Origin of the sequence: Nocardioides imazamoxiresistens, assembly GCF_032378595.1 — a bacterium.
GTDB lineage: Bacteria > Actinomycetota > Actinomycetes > Propionibacteriales > Nocardioidaceae > Nocardioides > Nocardioides imazamoxiresistens.
Window position 1 is genome coordinate 22,036 of the sequence record NZ_JAVYII010000010.1, and the last position, 18,560, is coordinate 40,595.

An 18,560-nucleotide genomic window follows, 5' to 3' on the forward strand; every position below is an offset into this window, starting at 1 on the left:
TCCAGAGGGGCCGGTGCCCGGGCTCCCGAAATGACGGACGCCCACCGCGCGGACGGCGCGGCGGGCGGTGGAGAAGGGTGCCCCCGGCAGGATTCGAACCTGCGACTCCTGGTACCGGAAACCAGTGCTCTATCCCCTGAGCTACGGAGGCAACGTCCGTGGCGGGAGACCCGGCAGCGAACTGCGGGAACTGTACAACGGCCCCGCGACGCCGCCGAATCAGGTCCACGCGTCACCGCTGCACGGCCGGGGGCCGAGCGCCGATACCCTGAGCCGGTGACCCCCGAGCAGCTCTCCTCCACCGTTCTCGACGCCCTCCAGGGGCTCGTCGCCGACGGCGCCGTCGCGCTGGCGGACGCCGACCTCCCCACGAGCGTGACGGTCGAGCGACCCCGGCAGAAGGGTCACGGCGACTACGCGACGAACGTCGCGCTCCAGCTGGCGAAGAAGGCCGGCACCAACCCGCGCGCGCTCGCCGGCCTCCTCTCCGAGCGGCTCGAGCAGGACCCGGGCGTGGCGGGTGTCGAGATCGCGGGCCCGGGCTTCCTCAACATCACGGTCGAGGCGGGGGCGCAGGGTCGCGTGGCGGCCGACGTCCTGGCCGCGGGCGCCGCGTACGGGCGCTCGCAGACGCTCGCCGGCCAGAAGATCGACGTCGAGTTCATCTCGGCGAACCCCACCGGTCCGCTGCACCTCGGCCACACCCGCTGGGCGGTGCTCGGCGACGCGATCGGCCGGGTCCTCGCCGCGGCCGGCGCCGACGTGACGCGCGAGTTCTACATCAACGACCGCGGCGTGCAGATGAACCACTTCGCGGACTCGATCATCGCGGCCGCGCTCGGCGAGCCGACCCCCGAGAACGGCTACGCGGGGGCGTACGTCCAGGACCTCGCGCGGGCCGTGGGTGCCTCGCGCCCCGGGATCTTCGAGCTCCCCGCCGACGAGCGCCGCGCGGCGGTGCGGGCCGAGGGGTACGCCCTGCAGCTCGCGCAGCAGCAGGAGCAGCTGGCCAGCTTCCAGACGCACTTCGACGTCTGGTTCTCCGAGCTGTCCCTGCACGAGTCGGGCTCGGTGCCCGAGACCCTGGCCCGGCTGAAGGACCTCGGCCACGTCTACGAGTCCGAGGGCGCCCTGTGGATGCGCACCACGGACTTCGGCGACGACAAGGACCGGGTGCTGATCAAGTCGGACGGCGAGCTGACCTACTTCGCCTCGGACACGGCGTACTACCTCGACAAGCGGGCCCGCGGCTTCGACCGCTGCCTCTACCTGCTGGGCGCCGACCACCACGGCTACGTGGGTCGGCTCAAGGCGATGGCAGCGTGCGTCGGCGACGACCCGGCGCAGACCCTCGACGTGCTGATCGGCCAGATGGTCAAGATCATGCGCGACGGCGCCGAGGTGCGGCTCTCCAAGCGCGCCGGCACGATCGTCACGCTCAACGAGCTGGCCGACGAGATCGGCGTCGACGCGCTGCGCTACTCCCTGGCGCGCTACCCGGCCGACTCGCCGCTGACCCTCGACATCGCGGAGATCACGCGGGCGAGCAGCGACAACCCGGTCTACTACGTGCAGTACGCGCACGCCCGCGTCTCCTCCATCCTGCGCAACGCCGCCGACCTGGGGATCGCCCCGGCGACCGGCGAGGCCTTCGACGCGGGCCTGCTGGCCCACGCGAAGGAGGGTGAGCTCCTGCGGGCGCTGGCCGCCTTCCCGGGCGTCGTGGCGACGGCCGCCGAGCTGCGCGAGCCGCACCGGGTCGCGCGCTACCTGGAGGACACGGCCGCGACCTACCACCGCTTCAACGACGCCTGCCGGGTGCTGCCCCAGGGCGACGAGGAGCCCGGTCCGCTGCACGGCGCGCGCCTCGCGCTCGTCGCCGCGACGCGCCAGGTCCTCGCCAACGGTCTCGACCTGCTGGGCGTCAGCGCCCCCGAGAGGATGTGACGTGGTCCGCGCGCACGAGGCCGGCTGGGCCCACGCCGAAGGGGCCCTGAAGGGTCCCGCCTGGCTGCGGGAGCCCGCCGACGCCAACCAGCTGGTCGCCCACCTGTGGTCGGGCAGCGCCCGCAAGGACGACGCCGGCGTCCTGCACGTCGGTGGCCTGCCGGTCACGGAGATCGCGGCCACCCACGGCACGCCGGCCTACGTCCTCGACGAGGACGACTTCCGCGACCGCGCCCGCGCCTTCCGCGACGGGTTCGCCGGCTGGGACGTCTACTACGCGGGCAAGGCCTTCCTCTGCACGGCGGTCGCCGGCTGGGTCGCGGAGGAGGGGCTGTGCCTCGACGTCTGCTCCCCGGGCGAGCTCGCTGTCGCGCTCCGGGCCGGCGTGGACCCGGCGCGGATCGGCTACCACGGCAACAACAAGACGGTGCCGGCCCTGCGGCACGCGCTCGAGGTCGGCGTGGGGCGGATCATCCTCGACTCGTTCGCCGAGATCGAGCGGGTCGCGGCCCTCGCCGCCGAGACCGGCCTGCCGGCACGGGTGATGATCCGGGTCACCGCGGGCGTCGAGGCCCACACGCACGAGTACATCGCCACCGCGCACGAGGACCAGAAGTTCGGCTTCTCGATCACCTCCGGCGACGCCTTCGAGGCGGTACGCCGGGTGCTCGCGGCCGACGGGGTGGAGCTGCGCGGCCTGCACTCCCACATCGGCAGCCAGATCTTCGACTCGGCCGGCTTCGAGGTCGCGGCCCGCCGCGTGCTCGCGCTGCACGCCCGGGCGGCGGCCGAGCTCGGGGCGGTGCTGCCGGAGATGGACCTCGGCGGCGGCTTCGGGATCGCGTACACGACCCAGGACGACCCGTCGACGCCCGAGGTGCTGGCCGCCGAGATGCGCGCGATCGTCGATCACGAGTGCCGCGGCCTGCAGATCGAGGTGCCCCACCTGTCGATCGAGCCGGGCCGGGCCATCGTGGGTCCGTCGACCTGCACGCTCTACGAGGTCGGCACGGTCAAGGAGGTCGCGCTCGACGGCGGCGCGCGCCGCACCTACGTCTCCGTCGACGGCGGCATGAGCGACAACATCCGCACCGCGCTCTACGACGCCGACTACTCGTGCACCATCGCCTCGCGCGCCTCGGCGGCCGACCCGGTGCTGGCCCGCGTGGTCGGCCACCACTGCGAGGCCGGCGACATCGTCGTCAAGGACGAGTTCCTCCCCGGCGACGTCGCCCCCGGCGACCTGCTCGCGGTGCCGGCCACGGGCGCGTACTGCCGCTCGATGGCCTCGAACTACAACCACGCGCTGCGTCCGCCGGTCATCGCCGTCAAGGACGGCGTCGCCCGCGTGGTCGTGCGGCGCGAGACGCTCGACGACCTGCTCGCCACCGACGTGGGGCCGCAGGCGTGAACCGCGACGGGGCCCATCCGGATTCGGTGGTCGATCCGACGACCGACGCCGGTTCGGGCTACCGTTCGCTCGACCCACGTGCCGTCCGTCCCCGTCGCCCGTGGTGACGGCGACGCTGGAAAGGTTGAGATCGATGCAGTCCAAGGACGCCCTGCGCGTCGCCGTGCTCGGCTGCGGCTCCGTCGGGTCGCAGGTGGTGCGGCTCCTGACCGAGCAGGCCGACGACCTCGCGATGCGGGCCGGAGCCCCGCTGGAGCTCGCCGGGGTGGCCGTGCGCCGCCTCGACGCCGCCCGCGAGGTCGACGTCCCCGCCCACCTGCTGACCACCGACGCCCACGCGCTGGTCACCAGCGGCGTGGACCTCGTCGTCGAGGTGATCGGCGGGATCGAGCCCGCGCGCGGCCTGATCCTCGCGGCCCTCGAGAGCGGCGCCTCGGTCGTGACGGCCAACAAGGCCCTGCTGGCCGAGGACGGCGCCACGCTCTTCGACGCCGCCGAGAAGGCCGGTCGCGACCTCTACTACGAGGCCGCCGTCGCGGGCGCCATCCCGATCATCCGGCCGCTGCGCGAGTCCCTCGTCGGCGACCGCGTCACCCGGGTCCTCGGCATCGTCAACGGCACGACGAACTACATCCTGGACAAGATGGACAGCTCGGGAGCCGGGTTCGCCGACGCGCTCACCGAGGCGCAGGACCTGGGCTACGCCGAGGCCGACCCGACCGCCGACGTCGAGGGCTTCGACGCCGCCGCGAAAGCCGCCATCCTGGCGTCCCTGGCGTTCCACACCCGGGTGGTCGCCGCCGACGTGCACCGCGAGGGCATCAGCGACGTGACCGCCGCGGACGTCCGCTCGGCCGCCGACATGGACGCGGTCGTCAAGCTGCTGGCCATCTGCGAGCTGCGCGAGGACGCCGACGGCGAGTCCGTCTCGGCGCGCGTGCACCCGGCGATGATCCCGCGCAGCCACCCGCTGGCCTCCGTGCGCGGCGCGTACAACGCGGTGTTCGTCGAGTCCGAGGCCGCCGGCCGCCTGATGTTCTACGGCCCCGGCGCGGGCGGCTCGCCCACGGCCTCGGCCGTGATGGGCGACCTGGTCACCGTGGCGCGCCACCACCGCGCCGGCACGCGCGGGGCGGGGGAGTCGGCGTACGCGGCGCGCCCGGTGCTGCCGATGGGCGAGACCGTGACCCGCTACCACGTCGCGATCGACGTCCAGGACCGCGCCGGCGTGCTCGCCACGATCGCGACCGCGTTCGCCGAGCACGGCGTGTCGATCCAGACGGTGCGGCAGGAGGGCCGCGGCGAGGACGCCCAGCTGGTGGTCGTCTCGCACCGCGCGACCGACGCCCAGCTGGCGGCGACGGTGGCGCACCTGCAGCAGATGGAGATCGTCCGCGAGGTCACCTCGGTGATGCGCGTCGAGGGAGAGAGCGAATGAGCACGGTCGATGTGTCGGCGCGTCCGCAGTGGCGGGGCGTCATCGAGGAGTACCGCGAGCTGCTGGACCTGCCGGCCGGCGTCGAGGCGGTCACGCTGCGCGAGGGCGGCACGGGTCTCGTGCACTCGGGCTGGCTGTCCGGCCTGACCGGAGGCACGGTGTGGCTGAAGGTCGAGGGCGACAACCCGACCGGTTCGTTCAAGGACCGCGGCATGACCGCGGCGATCTCGCTGGCCAAGCACGAGGGCGCCCGCGCCGTGGTGTGCGCCTCGACCGGCAACACGTCGGCGTCGATGGCCGCGTACGCCGCGAAGTCGGGCCTCGTGCCCCTCGTCCTCGTCCCCGAGGGCAAGATCGCCGCCGGCAAGATGGCCCAGGCCATCGTGCACGGCGCGCAGGTCCTGATGGTGCGCGGCAACTTCGACGACTGCCTGATGCTCGCGCGCCAGCTCGCCGACTCCTACCCGGTCGCGCTGGTCAACTCCGTGAACCCGGCGCGCCTCGAGGGCCAGAAGACCGCCGCCTTCGAGATCGTCGACTTCCTCGGCGACGCCCCCGACGTGCACGTGCTGCCCGTCGGCAACGCCGGCAACATCGCGGCCTACTGGCTCGGCTACACGCAGTACGCCGGCCTCGGCCGGGCGAGCCGCCGCCCCGTGATGCGCGGCTTCCAGGCCGCCGGCGCCGCCCCGCTCGTCGAGGGCGCACCGGTCGCCCACCCCGAGACCAAGGCGACGGCGATCCGCATCGGCAACCCGGCCTCCTGGAAGCTCGCGGTCACCGCGGCGGAGGAGTCGGGCGGTCGGTTCCGCGCCGTCACCGACGAGCAGATCCTCGCCGCGCAGCACGAGCTGGCCCGCAGGGACGGCGTCTTCGTCGAGCCGGCGTCGGCCACGGGCGTGGCCGGTCTGCTCGCCGACCTGGCGGCGGGGGAGTCGTACGCCGACCTCGTCACCGTCGTGACCGTCACCGGTCACGGGCTCAAGGACACGGTCACGGCGCTGGAGGGCCTCGGCGACGTCGTCGACTCCGTCGTGGACGCCGACGTGGCCGCGGTCGCGCAGGCCGCCGGGCTCGCCTGACGTGGCCGCGGGGGAGACCTCGACCGTGACGCACGAGGCCTTCGTGCGCGGCACGGTCACCGTGAGCGTGCCGGCGACGTCGGCCAACCTCGGGCCGGGCTACGACACGCTCGGGCTCGCGCTGGACCTGCGTGACGAGCTGACCGGCGAGGTGCTCGCGGCCGGCGACACCACCGGTACGCCGCACCTCGAGGTGGTCGTCGAGGGCGAGGGCGCCGACGGGGTGCCGCTCGACGAGTCGCACCTCGTGGTGCGGGCGATGCGGACCGCTTTCGAGCAGATGGGCCTGGCGCAGCCGAGCCTGCGGCTGCACTGCCGCAACGTGCTGCCCCACAGCCGGGGACTCGGCTCCTCGTCGGCGGCGATCGTCGGGGGCCTCGCGCTCGCTCGCGCGCTCGTGCTCGACGGCACGGCCCGCATCGACGACACGGACCTGTTCGCGCTGGCGGCCAAGCTCGAGGGCCACCCGGACAACGTGGCCCCCGCGACCTTCGGCGGCTTCACCGTCTCGGGTGCCGAGGCGGGCAACTTCTTCGCGGTGCCGGCGCCGGTGGTGCAGGGCACCTCGGTGGTGGTGTTCGTCCCGCCGGACCCGGTCTCGACCGAGGTCGCCCGCGGGCTCCTGCCGCGCGAGGTGCCGCACGCCGACGCCGCGGCCAACGCCGCGCGTGCCGCGCTGCTGGTCGTCGCGCTCGGCCAGCGCCCCGACCTGCTGCCGGCCGCGACCCGCGACTACCTCCACCAGGACTACCGCGCCTCGGCCATGCCCGACAGCGCCGCCCTGGTGCGGGGCCTGCGGGCCGACGGCGTGGCGGCCGTGATCTCGGGGGCCGGGCCGACCGTCCTGGCGTTCGTCGGCGACGGCGAGCACTCCGACGAGATCGACCCGGTGGCGGTGGACAGCGCGGGCGCGCTGCTCGACCGCTGCCCCGCGGGCTGGGCCGCGCACCACCTTGCCGTCGATCTGCAGGGCGTGGTGGTACGGTAGCGACGCGCCGCGTCAGGCCGGTCCTCCGCGACCTGCCGAACGGCACGACGCAGCACCCGGACTGACCGGGTCGCACCCCTCCTCCCCGTCCCGCACGCGGATCCTTCTCGTCCCGCTCCGTCCGAGCACGCTCGGAGCCCGACGGACGCGCGTCCTGACGGAGAGACCATGACCAAGAGCTGGGGACACGCGCAACCCGTGCGCACGACCAGCACTGATACGTGGGAAGGACCTCACGTGACGGAAACGATCGACTCCGCCGATGCCGCCAAGGCACCCCGCAAGCGGGGCGGTGGACTCAACTCCCTGCTGCTCGCCGACCTGAAGTCGATGGCGTCGGGCATGGGGATCGCCGGCTCGGGCGCCATGAAGAAGGCGCAGCTGGTGGACGCCATCAAGGCGGCCCAGTCGGGTGGCCAGTCCGGTGGCCAGTCCGGTGGCCAGTCCGGTGGTGGCCAGTCCGGCGGCGGCTCGGCCCGCGCCGCGAAGGCGCCGTCGACCGAGGAGGCGGCCGCCCCCACGGTGACCGAGCGTCCCGCCCGCGCCCGCCGGGCCCGTGGCGGTGACGCCGCGGCCGCTCAGCAGGTCGAGGCATCCGCTCCCGCGCCGACCGACGACGCGTCGGCGCGCGACGGCGACGGCGGCCGACGCCGCCGCGAGCGCAAGGACGACCAGGGTGGCCAGGACCGCCAGGACCGCCAGGACCGCCAGGACCGCCAGGGAGACCAGGCGAACCAGGGCGGCCAGGGCGGCCAGGACCGTCAGGGCGACCAGTCCGACGCGCCCGAGGGCCGACAGGGCCGCCGCGAGCGCGGCGACCGGGGCGACCAGGGTGGCGGCAACAACCAGGACCGCCAGAACAACCAGGACCGCCAGAACAACCAGGACCGCCAGAACAACCAGGACCGCCAGAACAACAACCAGGGCGGCAACCAGAACCGCCAGCGCGGCCAGGGTGGCGGCAACAGCCAGGGCGGCCAGAACAACCAGGGCGGCAACCGCGGCGACCAGGGTCCGCAGTCCAACCGCGACGACGAGGGTGGTCGCCGCAGCCGGCGGCGCCGGGGGCGGGACCGCAACGAGCGGGGCGACCGCAACGAGCGCGGCGGCCGCGGCGGGCGCAACGAGCCCGACACCACGATCCTCGAGGACGACGTCCTCGTCCCGGCGGCGGGCATCCTCGACGTGCTGGACAGCTACGCGTTCGTGCGCACCAGCGGCTACCTCCCGGGCCCGGACGACGTCTACCTGTCGCTCTCGATGGTCCGCAAGATGGGTCTGCGACGCGGGGACGCGATCGTCGGCCAGGTGCGCCAGCCCCGCGAGGGCGAGCGCAAGGAGAAGTTCAACCCGATGGTCCGGGTGGACTCGGTCAACGGTGCCGACCTCGAGCAGGCCAAGGGCCGTGCGGAGTTCTCCAAGCTGACCCCGCTCTACGCCTCGGAGCGCCTGCGTCTCGAGACCGACGCGAGCAACCTGATCGGGCGCGTCATCGACATCGCCGCCCCGATCGGCAAGGGCCAGCGCGGCCTCATCGTCTCCCCGGCGAAGGCCGGAAAGACGATGGTCATGCAGTCCATCGCCAACTCGATCACGCGCAACAACCCCGAGTGCCACCTGATGGTCGTGCTCGTGGACGAGCGCCCCGAGGAGGTCACGGACTTCGAGCGCTCGGTCAAGGGCGAGGTCATCTCCTCGACCTTCGACCGCCCGGCGAGCGACCACACCATCGTCGCGGAGCTCGCCATCGAGCGCGCCAAGCGTCTCGTCGAGCTCGGCCACGACGTCGTCGTGCTGCTCGACGGCATCACGCGGCTGGGCCGGGCGTACAACCTCGCGGCCCCGGCCAGCGGCCGGATCCTCTCCGGTGGTGTCGACTCCGCGGCGCTCTACCCGCCCAAGCGGTTCTTCGGCGCGGCCCGCAACATCGAGAACGGCGGCTCGCTGACGATCCTCGCCACGGCCCTCATCGAGTCCGGCTCGAAGATGGACGAGGTGATCTTCGAGGAGTTCAAGGGCACCGGCAACATGGAGATCCGGCTGCGCCGCGAGTTCGCGGACAAGCGGATCTTCCCGGCCATCGACGCCGTCCAGTCGGGCACCCGGCGCGAGGAGCTCCTCATCAGCAAGGAGGAGCTGGCGATCATCTGGAAGGTGCGTCGACTGCTCTCGGGCCTCGACGGCCAGCAGGCGCTGGAGCTCCTGCTCGAGCGGCTCAAGAAGTCGCAGAGCAACATCGAGTTCCTCATGCAGGTCCAGAAGACGATGCCGGACCAGCAGAACGGTCACTGAGCACGCGCCGCGGCGGCCTCCCACCCTCGTGGGGGAGGCCGTCCGGCCCCGCCGGCCGTCGGGAATGCCGCGATTCGACCGCGTGTTCTGGACGGTGGCACAATCACCCGCTGGTCCCGGTTCACGTCGTTCATGGGGAGCGACGACCCGGGCGCCGAGGAAGAGGACACCATGCAGAAGGACATCCACCCGGACTACGTCGTGACCCAGGTGACCTGCACCTGTGGCGCGTCGTTCACGACCCGCAGCACCGCGACCTCCGGCTCGCTCCACGCCGACGTCTGCTCGCAGTGCCACCCGTTCTACACGGGCAAGCAGAAGATCCTCGACACCGGCGGCCGCGTGGCCCGCTTCGAGGCCCGCTACAAGAAGAACGCCGCGAAGAAGTAGTCGCGCGCAGCAGCGCCGGCCCGCACCTCGGCCTCCGGGTCGAGGTCCGCGGGTCGGCGCTCTGTCATTTCGCGACCCGCGTCCGCGGCGTCGTGACCGTCGCAGGAGGCAGGGAGTCGCGTGTTCGAGGCAGTCGAGGCCCTCGCGGCCGAGCAGGCCGAGCTCGAGCTGCGCCTGGCCGACCCCGCGCTGCATGCCGACCAGCAGGCGGCCAAGCGGGTCAACCAGCGCTACGCCGAGGTCGGGTCGATCGTCCGCGTGTGGCGTTCCTGGCAGCAGCTGGGTGACGACCTGGAGGCCGCGCGCGAGCTGGCCGCCGACGACCCCGGTTTCGCCGAGGAGGCCGACGAGCTGGCCGGGCGCCGCGAGGAGACCGCGGAGCGGCTGCGTCGGCTGCTGGTGCCGCGCGACCCGGCCGACGGCAAGGACGCGCTGCTCGAGGTGAAGTCGGGGGAGGGAGGAGAGGAGTCCGCCCTGTTCGCCGGCGACCTGCTGCGGATGTACTCGCGCTTCGCCGAGCGGCAGGGCTGGTCGGTCGAGGTCCTCGACGCCACGGCCTCGGACCTCGGCGGCTACAAGTCGGTCACCGTCGCGGTGAAGGCGCGCGGGTCGGCGGAGCCGGGCACCGCGCCGTACGCCCTGCTGAAGTTCGAGGGCGGCGTGCACCGGGTCCAGCGCGTGCCCGTCACCGAGTCCCAGGGCCGCGTGCACACCTCGGCCGCCGGCGTCCTCGTGCTGCCCGAGGCGGAGCAGGTCGACGTCCGCATCGACGACAACGACCTGCGCATCGACGTCTTCCGCAGCTCCGGGCCGGGCGGGCAGAGCGTCAACACGACCGACTCGGCGGTGCGGATCACCCACCTGCCGACCGGCATCGTGGTGTCCTGCCAGAACGAGAAGTCGCAGCTGCAGAACAAGGACCAGGCCATGCGCATCCTGCGCTCGCGGCTGCTGGCGGCCGCCGAGGAGGCCGCGGCGGCCGAGGCGAGCGACGCCCGCCGCTCGCAGGTGCGCACGGTCGACCGCTCGGAGCGCATCCGCACCTACAACTTCCCCGAGAACCGGATCTCCGACCACCGCACGGGCTACAAGGCGTACAACCTCGACGGCGTGCTCGACGGCGACCTGGGCCCGGTGCTCGAGTCCTGCATCGAGACCGACCTCCAGGCGCGGCTCGCGGCCGTCGAGACGGGCGCGCGGTCGTGACGCGCGAGGTGCGCCGGGTACGCCGCGTGGTCGCCGAGCACCTGGCGGGCGCCGGGGTGGCGAGCCCGCAGCGCGACGTCGACGAGCTGCTCGCGCACGTGCTGGGGGTGCCGCTCGGGCAGGTGGCCCTGGTCGACGAGCTGACCCCCGAGCAGGCGGACGCGTTCCACGCGCTGGCCACGCGGCGCGCCGCCCGGGAGCCGCTGCAGCACCTGACGGGCACCGCGACCTTCCGCTACGTCGACCTCGAGGTCGGCCCGGGCGTCTTCGTCCCCCGACCCGAGACCGAGCTGCTGGCGGGGTGGGCGGTCGAGCGGGCGCAGGAGGTGCGCGACCGCACGGGGGAGGGCGCCGTCGTCCTCGACCTGTGCACCGGCTCGGGAGCCATCGCGGCGTCGGTCGCCCACGAGGTGCCCTCCGCGCGGGTGCACGCCGTGGAGCTCGACCCCGCGGCGTACGACTTCGCCCGCCGCAACCTCGCGGGCACCGGCGTCGACCTGCGCGAGGGCGACCTGGCCAGCGCGGCCGACGACCTGCTGGGCGGTGTCGACGTGGTGGTCTGCAACCCGCCGTACGTGCCCCTCGAGGCCTGGGAGTCCGTTACGCAGGAGGCGCGCGACCACGACCCGCACCTGGCCCTGTTCTCCGGCGACGACGGCCTCGACGCGATCCGCGTCCTGGTCGCCCGGGCGGCCGTGCTGCTGCGGCCGGGCGGGCACCTGGGCTTCGAGCACGCCGACGTGCAGGGCGAGGCCGCGCCCGCGGTGGTGGTGGCCGACGGTCGCTGGAGCGACGTCGCCGACCACCGCGACCTGGCAGGTCGAGCGCGCTACACGACGGCGCGGCTGGCACGATGAGCCCCGTGAGCGACGACGGACCGGACTTCCGCAAGGCGGGCGACGCGGGCGACCAGGACGAGCGCGTCCTGGCGACGGGCACCGACGAGGAGCGCGAGACCGCGCTGCAGGCGGCGACGCTGGCGGTCCGCACCGGACGCCTCGTGGTCCTGCCCACCGACACCGTGTACGGCGTGGGCGCCGACGCCTTCGACGCCTCGGCCGTGCAGGCCCTGCTCGACGCCAAGGGACGTGGGCGCAGCATGCCCCCGCCGGTCCTCATCTCGGCCGCGGTGACCGCCGACGCGCTCGCGCGCTCGATCCCGCAGTACGCCCGGGCGCTGATGGAGGCGTTCTGGCCCGGCCCCCTGACGCTCGTCCTCCCGCAGCAGGTCTCCCTGCAGTGGGACCTGGGGGAGACCCGGGGCACGGTGGCGCTGCGGATGCCGGACCACGCGCTCGCCCGCGACCTGCTCGAGCGCACGGGCCCCCTGGCCGTCAGCTCGGCGAACCTGACCGGGCGCCCCGCCGCCCTCAGCGCCGCCGAGGCGGACGCGATGCTGGGTGGTGCGGTCGAGGTGATCCTGGACGGCGGCCCCGCGCAGCCGGACGCCGCGGCCAGCACCATCGTCGACGCGACCGGCGCCCAGGGCCGGGTGCTGCGCACCGGCGCGCTGAGCCTCGAAGAGATCAACGCGGTGCTCGAGCCGCAGGGCGCGACCGTCGTCGACGAGGGCTGAGGCGGCGGATGCGCGAGTACCTCCTCGTCTTCCTCGTCGGCGCCGCCGCCACCTACCTGGCGACGGTGCTGGCGCGCGAGGTGGCGATCCGCACCGGCGCCGTGGCGCGGGTGCGCGACCGTGACGTCCACGCCGTGCCGATCCCGTACTTCGGGGGAGTGGCGATGCTCGTCGGCATCGTCGCCGCCTACCTGGTGGCCCGGCAGCTGCCGTTCCTGTCGTACCGCGGCTCGGAGCAGATGTTCGACAGCGCCAGGACGGTGATCATCGCCGGCGCGATGATCTGCGTGGTCGGCGTCCTCGACGACCTGTTCGAGATCGATCCCCTGATGAAGCTGGGCGGACAGGTCCTGGTCGCCGGCTACCTCGTGCTGCAGAACGTGCAGTTCTTCTTCTTCCCCGGGCCCGGCGGCACGGTGTTCGCGATGGACGGCACGCAGGGCGCGGTGCTGACGGTCATCATCGTGGTGCTCACCGTCAACGCCGTGAACTTCGTCGACGGACTCGACGGCCTCGCCGCCGGCGTGATCGGCATCGGCGCGCTGGCCTTCTTCTGGTTCTGCTACCAGCTCACCCGGGTCAACGGGGAGACGCTCGCGACCACGGGCGCCCTGCTGAGCGTGATGCTCGCGGGCGCGTGCCTCGGCTTCCTGGGACACAACTTCCACCCCGCCCGCCTGTTCATGGGGGACTCCGGCTCGATGCTGCTGGGCCTCATGCTGGCCGCCAGCGCGATCACCCTGACGGGCCAGTTCTCCAGCGCGCAGATCGCCTCCGGCGCGGACGGCGGGCCGGCGAGCCTCGTACCGACGCTCCTGCCGCTGCTGCTGCCCGTCGGGATCATGATCGTGCCGCTCAGCGACTTCGCGCTCGCCGTGGTGCGACGGCTCTGGCGCGGCCAGTCCCCGCTGAAGGCCGACAAGCAGCACCTGCACCACCGCCTGCTCGAGCTGGGCCACTCCCACCGGCGCGCGGTCGGCGTGATGTGGATGTGGGCCGCCCTGATCGGGTTCGGGGTCGTCGTGATGAGCCTGTACTCCGGACGGGCCGTGGCGGTGGGCATCGTGGTGGCCGCCGTGGCCACGGTCGCCGTCACCTTCGTGGTGCGCCAGACCAAGGAGGGCATCGACGCCCCCGAGGACGACCCCGAGGACGCCCCCGGGAGCGGTGCCGCGGAGACCTTGTGATAACTTTCACGAGCAGTTTCCGCAGCAGCGATCCCCCAGAGAACGGCCGCCGAGCATGACGACCGCGACCTCCACCCCTCGCGTCCTGGGGCCCAGTCGGGCCTCCGGCGTCGTGGTGCGCACGGTGGGACCCGTGGCCCTCGCGGGCGCCGGTCTGGCTGTCGTCGGTGGGCTCGTGTCCGGTGCACCGGCCGCCTGGGGCGCCGTCGTCGGTGCCGCGCTCCTCGTCGTGATCCTCGCGACCAGTGCGCTGCTGATGGACCTCGTCGCCTCCGTGGCCTCGGCCCCCGTCGTCCTCGTGGGGCTGGTGACGTACGCCGCGCACCTGGCCTTCCTGCTGCTCGCCCTGGTGGCCCTGGAGCGGTCCGGGCTGACGACCTCGACGCTGGACCGCCAGTGGGTCGGGGGAGCGGTCGTGCTCGGCGCGGTGGTGTGGAGCGTGGCGCAGGTGGCGATCACCGTGCGCACCCGGATCCCCGTCTACGACCTGCCCGATCGGCCGGCGGACGAGCCGGGGAGGCCAGGTGCGTGATGGCGCAGACCTCCTGCTATCGTCCGGTGCGCGATGACACCGCAGCAGCCCTCCGAGCAGCGGAGGACCACCGACGTGCCGATGGCCGACCCCTGGAGGTCGTTCAGCTATCTGATGTCGGGCGTCCTCGTCTACGGACTGATCGGCTGGCTCGCGGACCGGTGGCTGGGCACGTCCTTCCTGGTTGCCATCGGCATCCTGGTCGGGGCCGGACTGGGCATCTACATGACCTTCGCGCGGTACAACCGTGCATCCCCCGGCCAGGCCGGGGACAAACCGAAGACCTGAACGCCTGCGGTCCCCGGCGGACCGCTGCGATCGACCACCCTCACCTGATGGCCGACCTCACGAAGGAGCACGCGCGTTGAGCGTCAACGTTCTCGCTGCCGAAGACCCGTACATCCCTGGTCCTTCGAGCTTCGACCTCCCGCCGATCTTCGGTGAGGGCACCGTCGTCACGAAGCCGATGGTGCAGATCGTCGTCTTCGGTCTGCTCGCCGTCGGTTTCCTCTACCTCGCCGCCCGCAAGCGTGCGATGGTCCCGGGCCGGCTGCAGTTCGCCGGCGAGACGGCGTACGGCTTCGTCCGCAACTCGCTCGGCCGCGACATCATCGGCAGCCACGACTTCCAGAAGTTCGTGCCCTACCTGGTGACGATGTTCTTCTTCCTGCTGTTCAACAACTGGGCGGCAGCGATCCCGGGCATCCAGTTCCCGACGTTCTCGCGCGCCGGTCTGGTCTACGGCTTGGCCGCCATCAGCTGGCTGGTCTACAACGGCGTCGGCATCCGCAAGCACGGCTTCCTCGGCTACCTCAAGCTGCAGACGCTGCCGTCCGGCGTGACCGGCCCGGTCCTCCTCCTGATCGTGCCGCTGGAGTTCTTCTCCAACCTCGTGGTCCGCCCGGTCACGCTCGCGCTGCGACTCTTCTGCAACCTGTTCGCCGGCCACCTGCTGCTCATCCTCTTCTCGATGGGTGGGTACTGGCTGATCTTCCAGAGCGAAGAGCTGCTGTACGCGCCGGTCGGCGTGGTCGCCTGGCTGCTCTTCGCCGCCATCTACTTCCTGGAGCTCCTGATCCTCTTCCTCCAGGCGTACGTCTTCACCCTGCTGAACGCGATGTACATCGCCGGCGCACTCGCCGACGAGCACTGAGCCTCAGCACTCCAGCCCCACCCCGTCCCTCGCGACACCGCGGGGGAACCAACCGAAAGGAAATCGCCGTGGACGGCAACCTCAACATGATCGGTTACGGCCTGGCCGCCATCGGCCCGGGTATCGGCGTCGGTCTGATCTTCGCCGCCTACATCAACGGCGTCGCGCGTCAGCCGGAGGCCCAGGGCCGCCTGCAGACCATCGCCATCCTGGGCTTCGCGCTCGCCGAGGCGCTGGCGATCATCGGTATCGCCCTCGCGTTCGTCCTCTGACGTAACCCGAACGGCACTCCAGCGAAGGACAGCCCATGAACTACCTCCTCGCGGCAGAGGGCGAAGAGCCGAACCCGCTCATCCCGCACATCCCCGAGCTCGTGCTCGGTGTGGTCGTGTTCCTCGTGCTCCTCTGGCTCGTCAACAAGTTCGTCGTGCCGAACTTCGAGAAGACCTTCGCGGAGCGCACCTCGGCGATCGAGGGCGGCCTCGCGGCGGCCGAGACGAAGCAGGCCGAGGCCGACGCCAAGCTCGCCGAGCTCGAGAAGCAGCTCGCCGACGCCCGGCACGAGGCCGCGCGCATCCGTGAGGAGGCGCGTGAGCAGGGCGCGACGATCGTGTCCGAGATGCGGGAGCAGGCCCAGGCCGAGTCCACCCGCATCGTCGAGGCCGGCAAGGCCCAGATCGAGGCCGAGCGCCAGCAGGCGGTCACCTCGCTCCGTGCCGAGGTCGGCGCGCTCGCGACCGGCCTGGCCGGTCGCATCGTCGGGGAGAGCCTCGAGGACGAGGCTCGCCAGAGCCGCGTCGTCGACCGCTTCCTGGCGGACCTCGAGTCCTCGGGCGGAGTCAACTGATGGCCGACTTCCGGGGTGCCTCGGCCGACGCCCTCGCGGCGCGGACCGACGAGCTGCGCTCGGTCCCGTCCGGCGAGCTCGCTCGCGTCGGCGGCGACCTGTTCGCGGTGGCCGGCATCCTCCGCGATGAGCCGGCGCTGCGCCGGGTCGTGACGGACGTGTCGGTCGCCCCGGAGGCCAAGCAGGGTCTGGTCCGCCAGATCCTGGGCGGCAAGGTCAGCGACGCCGCGTTGTCGCTGGTCGCGAACGCCGTCGCCCAGCGGTGGACGGTCGCGCGCGACCTGGCGGACGCCGTCGAGCGCCTCGGCGAGATCGCCGTCGTCCGCTCGGCCGGTGACGACACGGCGCGGCTCGAGGACGAGCTCTTCGCGGTCGGTCAGGTCGTGAAGGGTGCGCCCGAGCTGCGCGACGCCCTCTCCGACCCTGCCCGCTCCCCGGAGGACAAGGCCCGTCTGGTCGACGACCTCCTGGCTCAGAAGGCGCTGCCGGCCACGGTCGCGCTGGTGCGGCAGGCACTCGCCGGCACGTACCGCACGGTCGGCGTCGCGCTGGCCACGTACGAGCGGGTGGCCGCGGACGTCAACGGCGAGCGGGTCGCGACGGTCACCGTCGCCAAGCCCCTCGCCGACGCCGACCGCGCTCGCCTGGTCGACGTACTCTCGCGGCAGTACTCCCGTCCGGTGCACCTCAACGTCGTGGTCGACCCGAGCGTCGTCGGAGGTGTCCTCGTCGAGATCGGCGACGACGTCATCGACGGCACCGTCTCCGGTCGCCTCGACACCGCACGCCGCCGCCTCGCCGGCTGACCCCGGCCCCGATCCCCGTTCCCGCGCCCTCCACCACCCGGGCCGAACCAGAAGGAAGAGTGATGACGGAGCTTTCGATCCGTCCGGACGAGATCCGCGACGCGCTGCAGCGTTTCGTGTCGGACTACACGCCCGAGACCGCCAGCCGTGAAGAGGTCGGCCTGGTCGCCGAGGCCGCCGACGGCATCGCCCGTGTCTCGGGCCTGCCGTCCGCGATGGCCAACGAGCTGCTCGAGTTCGAGGACGGCACGCTCGGCCTCGCGCTGAACCTCGACGCCCGCGAGATCGGCGTCGTCATCCTCGGTGACTTCGACAACATCGAGGAGGGCCAGACCGTCAAGCGCACGGGCGAGGTCCTCTCGGTGCCCGTCGGCGACGGCTACCTCGGCCGGGTCGTGGACCCGCTGGGCAAGGCCATCGACGGACTGGGCGACATCGAGACCGTCGGCCGCCGCGCCCTCGAGCTCCAGGCGCCCACCGTGGTGGAGCGCAAGTCGGTGCACGAGCCGCTCGCCACCGGCATCAAGGCCATCGACGCCATGACGCCCATCGGCCGTGGCCAGCGCCAGCTGATCATCGGCGACCGCGCGACGGGCAAGACCACGATCGCGATCGACACGATCATCAACCAGAAGCAGAACTGGGAGTCGGGCGACCCGTCGAAGCAGGTCCGCTGCATCTACGTCGCCATCGGCCAGAAGGGCTCGACCATCGCCTCCGTGCGTGGCGCGCTCGAGGAGGCCGGCGCCCTGGAGTACACGACGATCGTCGCCGCCCCGGCGTCGGACTCGGCGGGCTTCAAGTACCTCGCGCCCTACACCGGCTCGGCCATCGGCCAGCACTGGATGTACGAGGGCAAGCACGTCCTCATCGTGTTCGACGACCTGACCAAGCAGGCCGAGGCGTACCGCGCCGTGTCGCTGCTGCTGCGCCGCCCGCCGGGCCGCGAGGCGTACCCGGGTGACGTCTTCTACCTGCACTCCCGGCTGCTCGAGCGCTGCGCGAAGCTCAGCGACGAGCTCGGCGCGGGCTCGATGACCGGCCTGCCGATCATCGAGACGAAGGCCAACGACGTCTCGGCGTTCATCCCGACCAACGTCATCTCGATCACCGACGGCCAGATCTTCCTGCAGTCCGACCTGTTCGCGGCCAACCAGCGGCCCGCGATCGACGTCGGCGTCTCGGTCTCCCGCGTGGGTGGCGCGGCGATGACGAAGGCGATGAAGGCCGTCACCGGCTCGCTCAAGGTCGACCTGGCGCAGTTCCGCGCCATGGAGGCGTTCGCGATGTTCGCCTCCGACCTCGACGCGGCCTCGCGCCAGCAGCTCGACCGCGGCCAGCGGCTGATGGCCCTGCTCAAGCAGGCGCAGTACTCGCCGTACCCGATCGACGAGATGACCGTGTCGCTGTGGCTGGGCACCTCCGGCCGCCTCGACAAGGTCCCCACCGACGACGTGCTCCGCTTCGAGCAGGAGTTCCTGGACTACCTGCGTCGCTCCCACGACGGCGTCCTGGCCGGCATCCGCGAGTCCCTCAAGTTCGAGGACTCGACCGCGGACTCGCTGGCCAGCGCCTACGACTCGTTCCTCGACCAGTTCGAGACCTCCGACGGCCAGTCGATCAAGGCCGGCAAGGAGTCGCACGAGGCGCTCGAGGACGACGAGCTCGAGCAGGAGCAGATCGTCAAGCAGAAGCGGGGCTGACC

General features: G+C 72.5%; 18 protein-coding genes and 1 tRNA gene. 18 read left to right on the top strand and 1 reads right to left on the bottom strand.

What is annotated here, in order from left to right; translation table 11 throughout:
* Window positions 1–78 precede the first annotated feature (78 nt).
* Window positions 79–151: transfer RNA gene (locus RDV89_RS18535), tRNA-Arg, on the bottom strand.
* 125 nt (window positions 152–276) lie between these two features.
* Here RDV89_RS18535 and argS point away from each other — a divergent pair.
* The 18 genes from argS (at window position 277) to atpA (ending at window position 18,558) form a co-directional block, all read left to right on the top strand.
* Window positions 277–1,947, top strand: a complete 1,671-nt coding sequence (gene argS, locus RDV89_RS18540) for an arginine--tRNA ligase (protein ID WP_315735505.1) — start codon at window positions 277–279, stop codon at window positions 1,945–1,947.
* 1 nt (window position 1,948) lies between these two features.
* A complete protein-coding gene (gene lysA / locus RDV89_RS18545; RefSeq protein WP_315735507.1) occupies window positions 1,949–3,358 on the top strand; it encodes a diaminopimelate decarboxylase in 1,410 nt (469 codons plus the stop codon).
* Window positions 3,359–3,491: 133 nt separating this feature from the next.
* The gene (locus RDV89_RS18550; RefSeq protein WP_315735509.1) at window positions 3,492–4,796 is read left to right on the top strand and encodes a homoserine dehydrogenase; all 1,305 of its coding nucleotides are present in this window, start codon (window positions 3,492–3,494) and stop codon (window positions 4,794–4,796) included.
* Window positions 4,793–5,878: a threonine synthase gene (gene thrC, locus RDV89_RS18555; protein WP_315735511.1), complete on the top strand. Its 1,086-nt coding sequence runs from the start codon at window positions 4,793–4,795 to the stop codon at window positions 5,876–5,878. The genes RDV89_RS18550 and thrC overlap by 4 nt, the downstream gene beginning before the upstream one ends.
* Before the next feature lie 25 nt (window positions 5,879–5,903).
* Window positions 5,904–6,866: a homoserine kinase gene (thrB, locus tag RDV89_RS18560; RefSeq protein ID WP_315735513.1), complete on the top strand. Its 963-nt coding sequence runs from the start codon at window positions 5,904–5,906 to the stop codon at window positions 6,864–6,866.
* Between the two features lie 237 nt (window positions 6,867–7,103).
* Window positions 7,104–9,158 carry a transcription termination factor Rho gene (gene rho / locus RDV89_RS18565; protein ID WP_315735514.1) on the top strand — a complete coding sequence of 685 codons (2,055 nt, stop codon included), beginning with the start codon at window positions 7,104–7,106 and terminating at the stop codon, window positions 9,156–9,158.
* A 171-nt stretch (window positions 9,159–9,329) separates the two neighbouring features.
* Window positions 9,330–9,548 (top strand): 50S ribosomal protein L31, encoded by a 219-nt coding sequence (gene rpmE, locus RDV89_RS18570; RefSeq protein WP_315735801.1) that lies wholly within the window; start codon window positions 9,330–9,332, stop codon window positions 9,546–9,548.
* Window positions 9,549–9,668: 120 nt separating this feature from the next.
* Entirely contained in the window at window positions 9,669–10,754 is a 1,086-nt protein-coding gene (gene prfA, locus RDV89_RS18575; protein ID WP_315735515.1) for a peptide chain release factor 1, read from the top strand.
* Entirely contained in the window at window positions 10,751–11,611 is an 861-nt protein-coding gene (gene prmC / locus RDV89_RS18580) for a peptide chain release factor N(5)-glutamine methyltransferase (protein WP_315735516.1), read from the top strand. Before prfA ends, prmC begins: the two co-directional genes overlap by 4 nt.
* A 5-nt stretch (window positions 11,612–11,616) precedes the next feature.
* Window positions 11,617–12,330 (top strand): L-threonylcarbamoyladenylate synthase, encoded by a 714-nt coding sequence (locus RDV89_RS18585; RefSeq protein WP_315735517.1) that lies wholly within the window; start codon window positions 11,617–11,619, stop codon window positions 12,328–12,330.
* A gap of 8 nt (window positions 12,331–12,338) precedes the next feature.
* The gene (locus RDV89_RS18590; RefSeq protein ID WP_315735519.1) at window positions 12,339–13,517 is read left to right on the top strand and encodes a glycosyltransferase family 4 protein; all 1,179 of its coding nucleotides are present in this window, start codon (window positions 12,339–12,341) and stop codon (window positions 13,515–13,517) included.
* Window positions 13,518–13,572: 55 nt separating this feature from the next.
* Complete coding sequence (locus RDV89_RS18595; protein WP_315735521.1) at window positions 13,573–14,049, top strand: hypothetical protein; 477 nt, start codon at window positions 13,573–13,575, stop codon at window positions 14,047–14,049.
* A gap of 33 nt (window positions 14,050–14,082) precedes the next feature.
* Complete coding sequence (locus RDV89_RS18600) at window positions 14,083–14,337, top strand: AtpZ/AtpI family protein (protein WP_315735523.1); 255 nt, start codon at window positions 14,083–14,085, stop codon at window positions 14,335–14,337.
* Window positions 14,338–14,413: 76 nt separating this feature from the next.
* Window positions 14,414–15,202: a F0F1 ATP synthase subunit A gene (gene atpB / locus RDV89_RS18605; RefSeq protein ID WP_315735525.1), complete on the top strand. Its 789-nt coding sequence runs from the start codon at window positions 14,414–14,416 to the stop codon at window positions 15,200–15,202.
* A gap of 68 nt (window positions 15,203–15,270) precedes the next feature.
* Window positions 15,271–15,474 carry an ATP synthase F0 subunit C gene (gene atpE, locus RDV89_RS18610; protein WP_315735527.1) on the top strand — a complete coding sequence of 68 codons (204 nt, stop codon included), beginning with the start codon at window positions 15,271–15,273 and terminating at the stop codon, window positions 15,472–15,474.
* Window positions 15,475–15,509: 35 nt separating this feature from the next.
* Window positions 15,510–16,049 (top strand): F0F1 ATP synthase subunit B, encoded by a 540-nt coding sequence (locus RDV89_RS18615; protein ID WP_315735529.1) that lies wholly within the window; start codon window positions 15,510–15,512, stop codon window positions 16,047–16,049.
* A complete protein-coding gene (locus tag RDV89_RS18620) occupies window positions 16,049–16,855 on the top strand; it encodes a F0F1 ATP synthase subunit delta (RefSeq protein ID WP_315735531.1) in 807 nt (268 codons plus the stop codon). Before RDV89_RS18615 ends, RDV89_RS18620 begins: the two co-directional genes overlap by 1 nt.
* 62 nt (window positions 16,856–16,917) lie before the next feature.
* Complete coding sequence (atpA, locus tag RDV89_RS18625; RefSeq protein ID WP_315735533.1) at window positions 16,918–18,558, top strand: F0F1 ATP synthase subunit alpha; 1,641 nt, start codon at window positions 16,918–16,920, stop codon at window positions 18,556–18,558.
* Window positions 18,559–18,560: the final 2 nt, after the last annotated feature.